Origin of the sequence: Rhodococcus sp. MEB032, assembly GCF_030208925.1 — a bacterium.
GTDB classification, from domain to species: Bacteria; Actinomycetota; Actinomycetes; order Mycobacteriales; family Mycobacteriaceae; genus Rhodococcus_F; species Rhodococcus_F qingshengii.
In genome coordinates this window covers 55,482-69,056 of the sequence record NZ_JARVSY010000024.1, presented here as the reverse complement: position 1 = coordinate 69,056, position 13,575 = coordinate 55,482, and the positions used below count along the sequence as shown (strand labels likewise).

The window sequence follows — 13,575 nt, the reverse complement described above, 5'->3', positions numbered from 1 at the left end:
TTGTTTCCCCCGGTAGCCCTGACACGGCACTGTTGCCGATCTTCTTGTCTCAGGATAGCGGTAGGGTCGGATCTCGTGATTCTCAAGACCGTGAACCAGCGCATTGCCGAGGAACTCGACGTCCGCGAAGGCCAGGTTGCAGCAGCAGTCGACCTTCTCGACGGCGGAGCCACGGTGCCCTTCATCGCCCGGTACCGCAAGGAAGTCACCGGCACGCTCGACGACGCCCAGCTGCGACTCCTGGACGAGCGGCTGCGGTATCTCCGCGAGCTCGACGACCGTCGTGACGCCGTGCTCACGGAGATCGACTCTCAGGGCAAACTCGACGATCAACTGCGCGGTCAGATCATGCTGGCCGAGACGAAAGCGCGGCTGGAGGACATCTACCTCCCCTTCAAGCCGAAGCGGCGCACCAAGGCGCAGATCGCCCGCGAGGCCGGCCACGAGCCCGTCGCCGATGCTCTCATCGGAGATCCCACCACCGATCCCGCGAAGTATTCGGACGAGCAGCTCGACGGTGCCCGGTCGATCCTCGTCGAGCGCTTCGCCGAGGACGCCGATCTGGTCGGTGAATTGCGTGAGCTGATGTGGAATCGCGGCCAGGTCGTCTCCTCGGTCCGCAAGGGCAAGGAAACCGATGGCTCGAAGTTTGCTGACTACTTCGAGTTCTCGGAACCGTTCTCCAAATTGCCCTCGCACCGCATCCTCGCCGTCCTGCGCGGCGAGAAGGAAGAAGTGCTGTCGCTCAACATGGCGGCAGACACCGAAGAACTCGCGCCGGGGGAGCGCACGGTCTACGAAGGCCGCATCGCGTCGCGGTTCGAGATCGCCGACCGTGGTCGGGCCGCCGACGGGTGGCTTCTCGACACCGTCAAGTGGGCGTGGAAGACGAAGTTCGCCGTCACGCTCGGTATCGACACTCGGATGCGTCTGCGGCAGTCGGCCGAAAAGGACGCCGTCGACGTCTTCGCCACCAACCTCAAGGATCTACTCCTCGCAGCTCCCGCCGGCGCCCGACCCACCATGGGACTCGACCCCGGATTCCGCACCGGAACGAAGGTTGCCGTCGTCGATGGAACCGGCAAAGTTGTTGCCTACGAGACGATTTACCCGCACCAGCCGCAGAACAAGTGGGACGCGGCTCTCGCGACGCTTGCCCGACTGGTCGCCGAACACGGCGTCGAACTGATCGCCATCGGCAACGGCACGGCCTCACGCGAGACCGACACGCTCGCTACCGAACTGATCAAGAAGACCGGCGCGCCCAACCTGACCAAGATCGTCGTCTCCGAGGCAGGCGCATCGGTGTACTCGGCTTCGGCCTACGCGTCGCAGGAACTTCCCGACCTCGACGTCTCGATTCGCGGTGCGGTGTCCATTGCGCGTCGCCTGCAGGATCCGTTGGCGGAGTTGGTCAAGATCGATCCCAAGTCCATCGGCGTCGGTCAGTACCAGCACGACATCACCGAATCGCTGCTCTCGCGTTCCCTCGACGCCGTCGTCGAGGATGCCGTCAACTCGGTCGGCGTCGACGTCAACACCGCGTCCGTGCCGCTGCTTGCTCGGGTGTCCGGAATTGCAGGATCCCTTGCAGAGAGCATCGTCGCGCATCGGGACCAGAACGGTCCGTTCAAATCCCGCAAGGGTCTCAAGGATGTCTCCCGCCTGGGACCCAAGGCATTCGAGCAGTGCGCAGGCTTCCTGCGGATCACCGACGGCGACGACCCTCTCGACGCGTCGAGCGTCCACCCGGAGGCATATCCGGTGGTTCGCAAGATCGTCGCGAGTGCAGGCGGGGACGTGCGCACCGTGATCGGAAACTCGCAGGCACTTCGATCGGTCAAGGCGTCCGACTACGTCGACGAGCGATTTGGTCTACCGACCGTCACCGACATCATCTCCGAGTTGGAGAAGCCGGGACGAGATCCACGACCCGAATTCAAGACCGCAACCTTTGCCGCAGGTATCGAGAAGGTCGCGCATCTCAAGCCCGGCATGACCCTCGAAGGCGTGGTCACCAACGTCGCAGCCTTCGGTGCCTTCGTCGACATCGGAGTTCATCAGGACGGTCTGGTTCACGTCTCGGCGATGTCACACAACTTCGTCAAGGACCCACGCGAGGTCGTCAAGTCAGGTGACGTCGTCAAGGTGAAGGTCCTCGAAGTGGACGAGGCACGCCAACGCATCGGGCTGACGCTTCGTCTCGACGACGAGGTGGGAGCGCCCCGCAAGTCCGAAGGCCAGCGAGGTGGGCAACCCCAGCGTCAGGGCCAGCCGCAGGGCCAGCGTCAGGGGCAGGGTCAGCAACGAGGAAATGGCGGACGCCAGGGCGGACGCGAGCAGCGACCGGACAACCGCGCGCCTGCTGCCGGGTCGATGGCCGACGCTCTGCGCAAGGCGGGCTTCGGCAAGTAAATCCGTCCGCCGGGTTTTCGAAGTCCGTATCGTCACAATCGAGTCGGTTGGCGGTATGAATCCGATCAGGGTCGGATCATGAATTCGGTGAAGGGAGGACAGTGATGCGGGAGTGGCTCGAGCGCGAGATCATCGCCCATGGCCGATTGCCGTTGCTGTTCTTCCTGCTCGGGTTCCTGTCCGCCTTCCTTTTCATCCGCCTCAGCGTCCGGATGATTCGCGCGCAAGTGAAATGGTGGCCGGGCAACATCGCGCCCGGAGGCCAGCATGTGCATCACGTCGTGTTCGGTGTGATCGCCATGATGATCTCCGGTGGTGCGTTGATCGCGGTCTACGTCGATGGTTCGCAGACCACCGGTGCCGTCCTGGCGGCGATCTTCGGTATGGGTGCGGCGTTGGTGCTCGACGAGTTCGCACTGATCTTCTATCTGAAGGACGTGTACTGGTCCGAACAAGGTCGGACCTCGGTGGATGCGGTCTTCGTCGCGATCGCCGTGACCGGCCTGGTGCTGCTGGGTTTCCGCCCGCTCGAACTTCTCGACGTCGCCGGATTCCGTGAAGAACGCGATCCGTGGATCAAGTTGGTCTTCGTTTTCGTCGCGTTGATCAACTTCGCCTTGGCAGCCATCGTGATTCTCAAGGGGAAGATCTGGACGGGGCTCGTCGGTCTGTTCGTTTTCCCGTTGCTGGTAATCGGAGCGGTCCGCCTGAGCCGGCCGGGTGCGCCGTGGGCTCGCTGGCGGTACACGCGCAAGCCTAAACGGATGAACCGCGCGCTCGAGCGTGAGCGGAAGTGGCGGCGACCGGTCATCAGGGCCAAGATCTACGTCCAGGATCTGATAGCCGGATCGCCGAGCGTCGAACATGCGATGACCGCGGCCGAGCAGGAACTGGACCACACCATCCACGCAGCTCCGCCGCCACCGATTTCCCCGCTGGTATCCGCGTCTGGCACAATGGACGGGTTGCCTGGACCAGGCAGCAGCACTTGATCTGGGCACGAACCAGACGAGCGCCGTTTCGGGAGACCGAAACGCGTGCCGCTCGGTTCCTCTGCTCCTGCGAAATACAAGGATGACATATGAACACCCTGGACTTCCTGGACAAAAAGTCGCTCCGCGACGACATCCCCGAGTTCCGTCCCGGCGACACGCTCAACGTGAACGTCAAGGTTATCGAAGGCTCCAAGGAGCGCGTGCAGGTCTTCAAGGGCGTCGTTATTCGTCGCCAGGGCGGCGGCGTTCGCGAGACCTTCACCGTCCGTAAGGTCTCCTTCGGCGTCGGCGTCGAGCGCACCTTCCCGGTTCACAGCCCCACGCTGGCCTCCATCGAGGTTCTGACCCGCGGTGACGTCCGTCGCGCCAAGCTGTACTACCTCCGTGAGCTTCGTGGCAAGAAGGCGAAGATCAAGGAAAAGCGCTGATCTTTCCGATGAGCCCGGCACCGCGTACGCGCGGTGTCGGGCTAATCTGGTTTCTGTGGCAGATTCTTCGAAGGAGCAGGCATTGTCGTCCGGACCCGAGAATCACGAGGGATCAAGCGGTTCCGCGGAACCGACCTCACATCGGCCGCAGAAGAAACAGCGATCGTTTCTGCGAGAACTCCCTGTTCTGATCGGCGTAGCGCTGGTACTCAGCATCGTCCTTCAGGCATTTGTCTTCAGAGTTTTTCTCATCCCATCCGAGTCGATGGAACCGACACTGCACGGCTGTGCGGGATGTACCGGTGACCGCATCGTGGTGGAGAAGATCGGATACCGCTTCGGCGATCCGGAACCCGGCGACGTCGTCGTCTTCAAGGGACCCGATTCGTGGAACACGAAATATGTGTCCAATCGGTCCGACAACGTTGTCGTCCGCGGCATTCAAGAGGTCGGTTCGTGGGTCGGCCTCGTTCCGCCGGACGAGAACGACTTGGTCAAGCGAGTGATCGCTACCGGCGGCCAGACCGTCGAATGCTGTGACGATCAGGGCCGAGTCCTGGTCGACGGCAAGCCGCTCGACGAGCCGTACATCAAGATGGATTTCCCGTTCACCCCGGGAACACAGACGTGTGACACCGAACTGAAGTCGGGCCGCTGCTTCGGGCCGATCACCGTTCCCGAGGGCCACGTGTGGGTCATGGGTGACAACCGCAGCAATTCCGCCGACTCGCGCTACCACGTCGACGACGAGTTCCAGGGAACCGTCCCGATCGACAACATCATCGGTCAAGCGCGATTCATCGTCCTTCCCCCGTCGCGAATGGGCGGCATCGATGCGCCTGATATTCAGGGCAACTGAGTTGTCGGACCGCACACATGGATTCGCGTAGTTCCGAGTAGGCAGAGACAGTGAGTAGTTGGCCCCCTCGCGTTGTCATTCGCAGATCGGCAGGTCTGCGGACGATGGAGTCTGCGTTGGCGCGAACCGGACTCGGTCCGGTGGCCGGCGTCGACGAAGCCGGGCGCGGAGCGTGCGCTGGTCCACTTGTCATTGCAGCGTGTGTCCTGGCGCCGAAACCGCAAGCAGCCCTCGCGCGGCTCGACGATTCGAAGAAGCTGACCGAACGTGCGCGCGAGGAGCTTTTCCCGGCGATCAAGCGCTTGGCTTTGGCGTGGAGTGTCATCTCTGTTCCCGCTGCGGAAGTCGATCAGATCGGCATCCACGTCGCCAACATCGAGGGGATGCGGCGAGCAGTTGCGGGCCTCGACCTCGAACCGGGCTACGTTCTCACCGACGGATTCCGGGTTCCGGGTCTGACGGCTCCGTCGCTACCCGTCATCGGCGGTGACGGCGCCGCTGCATGTATCGCTGCGGCAAGCGTTCTCGCGAAGGTGACCCGAGATCGTGTGATGACCGAGATGGACGACACTCATCCGGGATACGGCTTCGCGATTCACAAGGGATACAGCACGCCACTGCACATGGACGCTCTCGACGCGCTGGGGCCGTGCCCCGAGCACCGCATGACCTATGCCAACGTGGTGGCTGCGGGAGTCCGGTTGGAACAACGCGCGGGCCGTACGGGATGATGGACGTTCAGACGAACTGGGAGGACTGGCTAAACCGATGAGTGCCGAGGATCTCGAGAAGTACGAAACCGAGATGGAGCTGTCGCTCTACCGTGAATACCGGGACATCGTCGGACAGTTCTCCTACGTCGTGGAGACCGAACGACGTTTCTACCTGGCCAACACGGTCGAGTTGCTGCCCCACAATTCAGACGGGGAGATCTACTTCGAGCTGCGGATGTCCGACGCCTGGGTGTGGGACATGTACCGCCCGGCGCGATTCGTGAAATACGTACGCGTCGTGACCTTCAAGGACGTCAACATCGAAGAGCTGGACAAGCCGGATCTGCGCCTTCCTGACTGATCTGCGCTTGCCAAACTGATCTCGACAACGAAGTGCCCCGCCGATATCGGCGGGGCACTTCGTATTTCGCGGAGTTGTGCGGGGTCAGTTGCCCTTGACGTTCACAATCTGACGCAGCGTGTGTCGAATCTCGACCAAGTCCTTCGCGTCGTCCATCACGACGTCGATGTCCTTGTACGCACCCGGGATCTCGTCGAGGAACGCCGCGGAACGCTTGTATTCGATGCCGACCATTGCCTTGTCGAGATCTTCGATGGTGAAGGTCTTGCGTGCCTGGTTACGTCCGTACACCCGACCCGCGCCGTGGGGGCTGGACTTGAACGACGGCACGTTTCCCTTCCCGACGACGACGTAACTCGCCGTCCCCATCGAACCGGGGATGAGCCCGGGCGTGCCCTCGTCTGCCTTGATCGCACCCTTACGGCTCAGCCACACACCCCTGCCCATGTGGAACTCCTTCTGGGTGAAGTTGTGGTGGCAGTTGATCCGCTCGACTTCGTCGATGATCGCGGGCTTGCCGTCTCCCATGAAATGCGCGAAGTCCTTCACGACGCGGTCCATCATCTCTTCGCGGTTGAGCAAAGCGAAGTGCTGAGCCCAGTTGAGATCGGTGATGTACGAGTCGAATTCGGGTGTCTTCTCGACCAGGTAGGCAAGATCCGGATCGGGAAGGTTGATGTACCACCGCTCGCACAAGTCCTTGGCGATCTTGATGTGATGCTGCGCGAGCTTGTTTCCGATACCGCGGCTTCCCGAGTGCAGGAACAGCCAGACGCCGTCGCTTTCATCGAGTGTCACCTCGATGAAGTGGTTACCAGAGCCCAGCGTTCCGAGCTGAAACCTCCAGTTGTTCTTGAACTTGTCGTAGAAGGCCAGGCGATCGCCCGCCATTGCCTCGAGTTCTGCGATGCGGATTTTCGCCGTGTCGCTCAGCGTCTTGTTGTAGACACCTGCCGAGAGCGGAACGGAGCGTTCGATGCTGTGGCGAAGTACGCTCAGGTCGCGGCCTTGAAGGTCGCGTGCGTTGAACTGGGTTTTGACCGCGATCATTCCGCAGCCGATATCGACTCCGACGGCGGCGGGCATGATTGCGCCTTCCGTCGGAATGACCGAACCCACCGTCGCTCCCGCACCGAGGTGCGCATCCGGCATCAATGCCAGATGTGGACGGACAAAAGGCATCTGGGACGTGCACAGCGCTTGCTCGCGAGTGTTTTCGTCGAGTATCGATGCCCAGTTCCACAACCTCTTGGTGATCTTCTCCATCAGATTTCTCCCACATAGTTCACAGCCGAACCCATCGGTCCGGTGTGTCGTGCAGGAATGACCATGCGCTCGGTCAGTGGTTGTGTGCAACCCCTTTTCAGGTTCGCAGGCCGTCTGCGAGTTCGTAGATTCGTCCGACGTACTTCTCCTGGAAGGCTTTTCGGGCAGCATCTGCCTGTTGCCGTGCGCCCATCTGGGAGTATAGGTACTCGAGATGAACCAAACTCTCGCCGATGTCGACGCGTCGCTGGTCGAGAACCGTCAGCTCGTCGACCAGTCGAGCCAGATCTAACGCGGTGTCCGGTACCTCGTCCATGGTGATCCTCGATGTCCGTGAGTGCTTCCTGACCCCGAGGCTAACACTCTTCGAACATATTTTCGATACCTGCCCTGTTGTTTACTTCGACAACGTGGCTGTCAGTTGGTCGATGGCATACGGAATGCTCAGGACGGTATTGCCGGACATCGCCGCGCCGACGGGTGGATCTGCGGTGTACCGCACGACTATCGCATTTCCGCTCTTCACGGCGGGTAGTCGCTGGTAGAGCGTGTTGTCGGCGAGGGCTTTCTCTCCCCCCGGATCGGCCATCACGATCAAACGATCAACGGGTTCGAGGATGTCGTATCGCTCGTTCGGCAGCCAGTCGCCGAACTGGTCGCCGACGAATGCGTCGACGGTCGCGGGGAGGGTGAACCCGAGTGACGAGAGGAAAATGCCGCGTGGGTCGTGCGACGAGAACACGTATCCCTCGGGAGTGTCGAGGTTGACGATCGTTGCGGTTTGCCCGGCGAACTCCGGGTGTGCAGCGCGGGCGGCGGCAAACGCGTTTTCGGTATCCGTGATCAGTTGCTGAGCTTGTGGTCCTTTGCCGAGGGCGCGCCCGGCGGTGAGCGTCATGTCGGTCCACGGCGTTGTGTACGCGTCGTAGTCCTTGCTCTGCGCGACAGTCGGCGCAATCGAGGTCAGCTTCTTGTAGGTTTCCGTGTCGATGTCGGCGTACAGCGCGAGGATCAGATCTGGTGCGAGGGAGGCGATTTGCTCGAAGTTGAAGTCTCCGCCGCTGTTGATGTAGGTCGGAGTCTTTCCCTTCCAGTAATCCTTCGTCCACGGCCAGCTTTCATCCATGCCGGACCCCCACCATTCGGCCATGCCGACGGGTTCAACTCCCAAGGCGAGCAGTGGTTCGTGATCGGTGTATCCGAGTGTCACTACCCGCTGGGGTTCGGCATCGATGGTCGTCGAACCCTGTGCGTGCTCGATCGTCACGGGGAATGCGTCGTTGCTCTGGGTCGCTGATGCGGTGTCGACGCCTTGCGAGGTTCCACAGGCGGTCGAGAACCCGATGATCGCGGCCGTCGTGAATAAGGCGGCGAGGATTCGGGTGCTATGTGAGGGCACGTGCATGCTCCTTCGAAGTGGTGGGCGAAGTGATCTGAGGTCCGCGTGAAGTGCTGAGCTGGTCACGTCAGCAATAAAGTGAGGCTAACCTTTGCAGGATCGTCGGTCCATCCTTCAGGATGGACTCGGATACGCCCAGAAAGACGCAAAATGTCCACTATCGAGTACTCGACTCGCCCAAAGTCCTTGCTAGCGCTGCCCGATAGTCGCGGACGGACATTCAAAGATTTTCAGGTCTACACCAACGTCGTCGAGGGCGTGACCGCGTACGGGGCTCACCGCCACCCGGAGCATCAGATCGCCTGGATGAGTGAAGGGACGATGCAGATTGCTGCCGGGGGCAACGTGTGGCACCTGCACAGCGAGCACTTGGTCTGGTTGCCGGGCACCGTTCTCCACGACATGACGCTTCTGTCGGCGGGATGCATGATCGCGGCCTATGCGCGTCCGGATCTACGCCCTGGCGGGCCCAGGTGGACTCAGCCACTGGTTCTCGAAGTCGATGCTCTGTCCGCTCAATTGCTGCGCCATCTCGCAGATCGGACCATCGACGATGCTCGGCGGTTGATGAGTCAGGAGTTGCTCTACGACATTCTTGCTGCCGCGCCCGAACGGCACGACGTCCTCGCGGTTCCTCGCAATGCTGCGGCGAGTTCGGTTTCTGCCCGCATCCTTGCCGATCCGGCAGACTCGCGAACATTAGGGGAGTGGGCGGGTGAACTCGGGGTCAGTTCCAAGACTTTGATGCGTGCCTTTGTCGCCGATACCGGGATTACCTTCGGACAGTGGAGGACTCGCGCCCGAATGTATGCGTCGCTCGAGATGCTCGCGCGGGGTGAGGGTGTCAACGACGTTGCCCCGCAGGTGGGTTACCGAACCAGTAGCGGGTTCATCGCCGCATTTCGGGAAACCTTCGGTACGACGCCGGCCCGGTACGGCGGAAAGCTGACGCGGTGATTTGCTGATGATTTCTTGAACTCGGTTGACGGCAAAGCTTTGTTCGGCAACGTAGAAATGGGCCGAGCTACCAGCATGTGCTGGTGGCTCGGCCCATTTCTAATTCGAACTGAGTCAGCTCATGTTGCCGAGCACATTGCCCAGGACACCGCTGATGACATTGGTCATCGACCCCTGCGGATCGGTGAGGGAACCGAATACCTGGCCCGATCCGGAGTTGAGTGAGCCGAAGCCCATGTCCTCGAGGCTTCCGGCGCCCGCCTCGACGGGGTTCGGCTGCCGGATGGTGACGCACACGCCCATCGGATTGATGTTCCAGTCGCCCGCCGCCAGCACAATGTTGGTGCCGGCGCCGCTGTCGAGCTGAGAGCCGACAACTGCGTTATCGGGAACCTTGTAGGTGGTCTCCAATGCGATGATGCCGCCACCAGCAGTGGTCCATCCGCCGCCCTTTGCCACCACGGAGTTGTTGCCGACGACGACGGTCTTGGTGACGTCGTCCCACTTCTGGTCGCCGATAAGCCATTTGACGTTCAGGCGAGCCTTGACCAGCTGGAATCCTGCCGGGTGGAAATCGCGGATCTGATTGACGAGTGCTCCCGAACCGGAAACCTTTGTCAGGTAGGTGACCGTCTGTCCCGGGGCGACCTTGCCGTCGCCGACAACCTCCTTGCTGACGGTGTACGGCGTCCCGAGGGAACCGGCCCAACTGTCGGTGACCGACTGGTTGAGCGCGCATGCCGGTGCTGCTTGCGCCACCGAGGCTCCAAGTCCAACAGTGACGCCGGCGGCGATGAGAACGAGGGATGTAGTGGTTGCTACTGCGTGGCGAAGTGAGCGGCGGGCCATGTAGAACTCCATTCAGCGGGGTGCGTGACGGTTTGAGCAAAACTGTAACTAGTTCTACTGGACTTTCGTCCAAGATGTGGCTGATTTCAGAAAATTGTCAGGTTTCGGGTCGCCGTTGGTGTGTCGCGCTGCCGAATTCCACAGGTTCCGAGTTGTGAACAGGTTGTTTTCGGATGGCTTGGTTTTGTGGTGGTGGGTTGAGGGTGGTGGTTGGGACGCGTTTCGTATGGGCGGGCGCGGGGTGTGAGTGGTGGGGGCTGCGATGGCGAGGAATATGGCGTTGGGGGCTCGGGGCGAGGATGTGGCTGTCGAGTTCCTGATTGATGCGGGTTTGGAGATTGTCGAACGCAATTGGCGTTGTCGGTACGGCGAGTTGGATGTTGTTGCGACGTCCGGTGATCGAATTGTGTTCGTGGAGGTGAAGACTCGCTCGGGTGCCGGGTACGGGAGTCCGGCGGAGTCGGTGACGTTCGCGAAGCAGCGTCGGATTCGGGTGTTGGCGATGCACTGGCTCACTGATTCGGGCCGGTCGTGGTCGAGGGTCCGTTTCGATGTGGTGGCGGTGTTGATCGGCCGGGACGGCGTGCCTTCGGTCGAGCATTTTGTGGATGCGTTCTGATGGCGTTGGGGCGGGCGCATTCTGTTGCGGTCAGTGGTGTGGACGGGCAGATAGTGGAGATCGAGGCGGATATCGGGCGCGGGTTGCCTGCGGTGCATTTGGTGGGGCTGCCTGATACGGCGTTGCACGAGTCGCGTGATCGGATTCGAGCGGCGGTGACCAATTCTGGTGAGGAGTGGCCGGACAGCAAGGTGATTTTGGCGTTGTCGCCGGCGACGTTGCCGAAGGTGGGCAGTGTTTACGATTTGGCTTTGTCGTTGTCAGTTCTCGATGCGGCGAAGAAGTTGCCGCGGAAGTTGTTGCGGGAGACTGTGTTTTTGGGGGAGTTGGCGCTCGACGGTCGTTTGCGGACGGTGCGTGGTGTGTTGCCTGCGGTGCTTGCGGCGAAGCGGGCGGGGTGGGGGACTGTGGTGGTTCCGGCTCGGGCGTTGGCTGAGGCGGGCTTGGTGAAGGGGATCGAGGTGCTGGGCGCTGACGATCTGTCCGCGGTGATCGGGTGGTTGCGTGGGGAGTTGGCGCTTGCTGTTCCTGATGTTTTCGAGCGTGCTGGTGTGGTGGCGGTGCGGGATTTGAGTGAGGTTGTCGGGCAGACGGATGCTCGGTGGGCGATCGAGGTTGCTGCGGCGGGTGCGCATCATTTGATGTTGACGGGTCCGCCGGGGATCGGGAAAACGATGTTGGCGCAGAGGCTTCCGGGGATTCTTCCGCCGTTGACGGAGGGGGAGTCGTTGGAGGTGACGGCGATTCATTCGGTGGCGGGGGTGTTGCCGGAGGATCGGCCGTTGATCGATATGCCGCCTTTCATTGCGCCGCATCACAGTTCGTCGGTCAGTTCGCTGGTGGGTGGTGGTAGTGGGATGGCTCGTCCTGGTGCGGTCAGCCGCGCCCATCGCGGCGTGCTGTTTCTCGACGAATGTGCCGAGATCGGGGTGAAGGTGCTCGAAGCGCTACGCACACCACTCGAAGACGGGGAAGTGCGAATCGCCCGGCGGGACGGAGTTGCTCGGTACCCGGCGCGGTTCCAGCTGATCCTGGCCGCGAATCCGTGCCCATGCGCGCCGCCGCGAGACGCGGACTGCGTCTGCGCACCCGCGGCGCGTCGCCGTTACCTGGGGAAATTGTCTGGCCCGTTGTTGGACCGAGTCGACATCAGGGTCCGGATGCAGGCGGTAGCAACCGGAGCGCTGATCGACGAAGTGGGGGAAAGCACCAGCGATGTTCGTGCGCGCGTGGCGGCGGCTCGGGACACTGCAGCCCAGCGGTGGAGTGAGTACGGGTGGCGGACCAACGCGGAGGTACCAGGGCCGGCGTTGAGACAGAAGTTCAGACTCTCGCGTGCAGCGCTGGCGCCGGTGGAACGGGCGCTGCGTAAAGGTGTCATCACTGCTCGTGGGGCGGACCGAGCGTTGCGGGTTGCCTGGAGTGTCGCCGATCTGGCAGGTGAAGCGATGCCCGGACCAGACCAAGTTGTCACCGCACTCGACTTTCGAGACAGGGGATTCCAATGACTGCACACGATCCACGACTACTCGCTTGGGCATATCTGTCCCGCGTCGTGCAGGGCCCTAGCGCATATATGTCCATGTTGATCGGCGAGCTCGGGGTCGAAGAAACTGCGAGGGCGGTTCGCAACGGCGATCTGCCACCCGCGATCGAGGAGAAGACGCGAGCCCGCGCTCACATCGACACAGCCCAACGAGACCTCGACCTGATGGAGGCGATGGGTGGCAGACTCGTAACACCGAACTGCGCCGATTGGCCGGCGTGGCGAATGCTTTCCTTTGACGGACTCGATCCCTCCGGGGGTGAGACGGCGCCATTTGTGTTGTGGGTGTTGGGGTCCAGGGATTTGGTTGATCTGACCGAGAGATCGGTTGGAATTGTGGGCACGCGGGCATCGACTGCGTACGGCGAACACGTGACGGCAGAGATTGCCGGTGACCTCGCTGTCGACGGATGGACCGTGATTTCCGGGGCGGCCTTCGGTATCGACGGGGCCGCGCACCGCGCTGCATTGGGCGTAGGTGGAACCACACTGGCTGTCTTGGCCTGTGGGGTCGATCGAGCGTATCCGTCAGGGCATGCGCGACTACTCAAACAGATAGCGAGTTCGGGTGCAGTGATAAGTGAATATCCACCGGGCACAACACCTGCAAAGTTCCGGTTTCTGGCAAGGAATCGACTGGTAGCTGCGTTGTCGGACGGAGTAGTGGTGGTCGAGGCGGGTTGGCGCAGTGGTGCACGCAATACCGCCAATTGGGCTCGAAAACTAGGCCGTCCCGTGATGGCGGTGCCCGGACCGGTTACCTCGGCATCGTCGACCGGATGTCACCGGATGATCCGCGAAGGTGAAGCGCAACTCGTTTCCAATGCCGTGGATGTAGTCGAAGCGTCAGGCCCATTTGGTGTCGGGGATTCCGCGGAGGATGCAGCCGCGACGCGTGACATCGACGCATTGCGAGGCAATTCTCGATTGGTATACGAAGCATTGCCGGGAACGGGGTCTCGCAGTACGCGTGAGTTGTCCGAGGAATCGGGATTGCTCATAGCTCAGGTTCGTGCCACTCTTCCTCTGCTCGAACTGGAGGGATTTGCAAGTTCTGATTCCAGTGGTTGGTTTCGGACGCGGTAGTACGTGAACTACTTCTGCGCCCGTCAGACCATGCGTGGCGATGCTCACTAATCGTTTGCGAAGACCGTGAATCGTCAATACC

At 61.6% G+C, this 13,575-nt stretch carries 14 protein-coding genes; 10 read left to right on the top strand and 4 right to left on the bottom strand.

The window, feature by feature from the left end:
- Nucleotides 1–75: 75 nt before the first annotated feature.
- The 6 genes from QRN54_RS22360 (at nt 76) to QRN54_RS22335 (ending at nt 5,771) form a co-directional block, all read left to right on the top strand.
- Nucleotides 76–2,415 carry a Tex family protein gene (locus QRN54_RS22360; RefSeq protein WP_047271289.1) on the top strand — a complete coding sequence of 780 codons (2,340 nt, stop codon included), beginning with the start codon at nt 76–78 and terminating at the stop codon, nt 2,413–2,415.
- Nucleotides 2,416–2,519: 104 nt separating this feature from the next.
- On the top strand, nt 2,520–3,407 hold the full coding sequence (locus QRN54_RS22355) for a hypothetical protein (protein ID WP_003942742.1): 888 nt from the start codon (nt 2,520–2,522) through the stop codon (nt 3,405–3,407).
- 89 nt (nt 3,408–3,496) lie between these two features.
- A complete protein-coding gene (gene rplS, locus QRN54_RS22350) occupies nt 3,497–3,838 on the top strand; it encodes a 50S ribosomal protein L19 (RefSeq protein ID WP_003942791.1) in 342 nt (113 codons plus the stop codon).
- Between the two features lie 55 nt (nt 3,839–3,893).
- Nucleotides 3,894–4,697, top strand: a complete 804-nt coding sequence (gene lepB / locus QRN54_RS22345) for a signal peptidase I (RefSeq protein WP_003942787.1) — start codon at nt 3,894–3,896, stop codon at nt 4,695–4,697.
- Nucleotides 4,698–4,747: 50 nt separating this feature from the next.
- Nucleotides 4,748–5,428, top strand: coding sequence for a ribonuclease HII (locus tag QRN54_RS22340; RefSeq protein WP_076948478.1), 681 nt, complete (start codon nt 4,748–4,750; stop codon nt 5,426–5,428).
- A 37-nt stretch (nt 5,429–5,465) separates the two neighbouring features.
- Nucleotides 5,466–5,771 carry a DUF2469 domain-containing protein gene (locus tag QRN54_RS22335; RefSeq protein WP_003942715.1) on the top strand — a complete coding sequence of 102 codons (306 nt, stop codon included), beginning with the start codon at nt 5,466–5,468 and terminating at the stop codon, nt 5,769–5,771.
- Between the two features lie 84 nt (nt 5,772–5,855).
- On the opposite strand, the gene QRN54_RS22330 is transcribed toward QRN54_RS22335, so the two are convergent.
- The 3 genes from QRN54_RS22330 to QRN54_RS22320 all read right to left on the bottom strand — a co-directional run bounded on the left by QRN54_RS22330 (nt 5,856) and on the right by QRN54_RS22320 (nt 8,442).
- A complete protein-coding gene (locus QRN54_RS22330; RefSeq protein ID WP_256520598.1) occupies nt 5,856–7,037 on the bottom strand; it encodes an RtcB family protein in 1,182 nt (393 codons plus the stop codon).
- 97 nt (nt 7,038–7,134) lie between these two features.
- Nucleotides 7,135–7,353, bottom strand: coding sequence for a hypothetical protein (locus QRN54_RS22325; RefSeq protein WP_003942716.1), 219 nt, complete (start codon nt 7,351–7,353; stop codon nt 7,135–7,137).
- Between the two features lie 81 nt (nt 7,354–7,434).
- Complete coding sequence (locus QRN54_RS22320) at nt 7,435–8,442, bottom strand: iron-siderophore ABC transporter substrate-binding protein (protein ID WP_218960093.1); 1,008 nt, start codon at nt 8,440–8,442, stop codon at nt 7,435–7,437.
- Between the two features lie 144 nt (nt 8,443–8,586).
- Between QRN54_RS22320 and QRN54_RS22315 the strand changes: the two genes are divergently transcribed.
- On the top strand, nt 8,587–9,393 hold the full coding sequence (locus QRN54_RS22315; RefSeq protein ID WP_007734863.1) for a helix-turn-helix transcriptional regulator: 807 nt from the start codon (nt 8,587–8,589) through the stop codon (nt 9,391–9,393).
- 114 nt (nt 9,394–9,507) lie between these two features.
- Here QRN54_RS22315 and QRN54_RS22310 read toward each other — a convergent pair whose 3' ends face one another.
- The gene (locus QRN54_RS22310; RefSeq protein ID WP_007734864.1) at nt 9,508–10,242 is read right to left on the bottom strand and encodes a hypothetical protein; all 735 of its coding nucleotides are present in this window, start codon (nt 10,240–10,242) and stop codon (nt 9,508–9,510) included.
- A gap of 262 nt (nt 10,243–10,504) precedes the next feature.
- On the opposite strand from QRN54_RS22310, the gene QRN54_RS22305 reads away from it, so the two are divergent.
- Genes QRN54_RS22305 through dprA form a run of 3 tightly spaced genes read left to right on the top strand, consistent with a single transcriptional unit; the run spans nt 10,505 to nt 13,493 of the window.
- Nucleotides 10,505–10,861 (top strand): YraN family protein, encoded by a 357-nt coding sequence (locus tag QRN54_RS22305; protein WP_039973464.1) that lies wholly within the window; start codon nt 10,505–10,507, stop codon nt 10,859–10,861.
- Nucleotides 10,861–12,369 (top strand): YifB family Mg chelatase-like AAA ATPase, encoded by a 1,509-nt coding sequence (locus QRN54_RS22300; protein ID WP_007734866.1) that lies wholly within the window; start codon nt 10,861–10,863, stop codon nt 12,367–12,369. The genes QRN54_RS22305 and QRN54_RS22300 overlap by 1 nt, the downstream gene beginning before the upstream one ends.
- Nucleotides 12,366–13,493, top strand: a complete 1,128-nt coding sequence (dprA, locus tag QRN54_RS22295) for a DNA-processing protein DprA (RefSeq protein WP_285183093.1) — start codon at nt 12,366–12,368, stop codon at nt 13,491–13,493. The genes QRN54_RS22300 and dprA overlap by 4 nt, the downstream gene beginning before the upstream one ends.
- Nucleotides 13,494–13,575 lie beyond the last annotated feature (82 nt).

What these genes read in the sequence shown, in the direction of transcription:
- QRN54_RS22355 (WP_003942742.1), top strand. Translation starts at nt 2,520, where the DNA reads ATGCGGGAGTGGCTCGAGCGCGAGATCATCGCCCATGGCCGATTGCCG.
- rplS (WP_003942791.1), top strand. Translation starts at nt 3,497, where the DNA reads ATGAACACCCTGGACTTCCTGGACAAAAAGTCGCTCCGCGACGACATC.
- QRN54_RS22335 (WP_003942715.1), top strand. Translation starts at nt 5,466, where the DNA reads ATGAGTGCCGAGGATCTCGAGAAGTACGAAACCGAGATGGAGCTGTCG.
- QRN54_RS22330 (WP_256520598.1), bottom strand. Translation starts at nt 7,037, where the DNA reads ATGGAGAAGATCACCAAGAGGTTGTGGAACTGGGCATCGATACTCGAC.
- QRN54_RS22325 (WP_003942716.1), bottom strand. Translation starts at nt 7,353, where the DNA reads ATGGACGAGGTACCGGACACCGCGTTAGATCTGGCTCGACTGGTCGAC.
- QRN54_RS22320 (WP_218960093.1), bottom strand. Translation starts at nt 8,442, where the DNA reads ATGCACGTGCCCTCACATAGCACCCGAATCCTCGCCGCCTTATTCACG.
- QRN54_RS22315 (WP_007734863.1), top strand. Translation starts at nt 8,587, where the DNA reads ATGTCCACTATCGAGTACTCGACTCGCCCAAAGTCCTTGCTAGCGCTG.
- QRN54_RS22310 (WP_007734864.1), bottom strand. Translation starts at nt 10,242, where the DNA reads ATGGCCCGCCGCTCACTTCGCCACGCAGTAGCAACCACTACATCCCTC.
- QRN54_RS22305 (WP_039973464.1), top strand. Translation starts at nt 10,505, where the DNA reads ATGGCGAGGAATATGGCGTTGGGGGCTCGGGGCGAGGATGTGGCTGTC.
- QRN54_RS22300 (WP_007734866.1), top strand. Translation starts at nt 10,861, where the DNA reads ATGGCGTTGGGGCGGGCGCATTCTGTTGCGGTCAGTGGTGTGGACGGG.
- dprA (WP_285183093.1), top strand. Translation starts at nt 12,366, where the DNA reads ATGACTGCACACGATCCACGACTACTCGCTTGGGCATATCTGTCCCGC.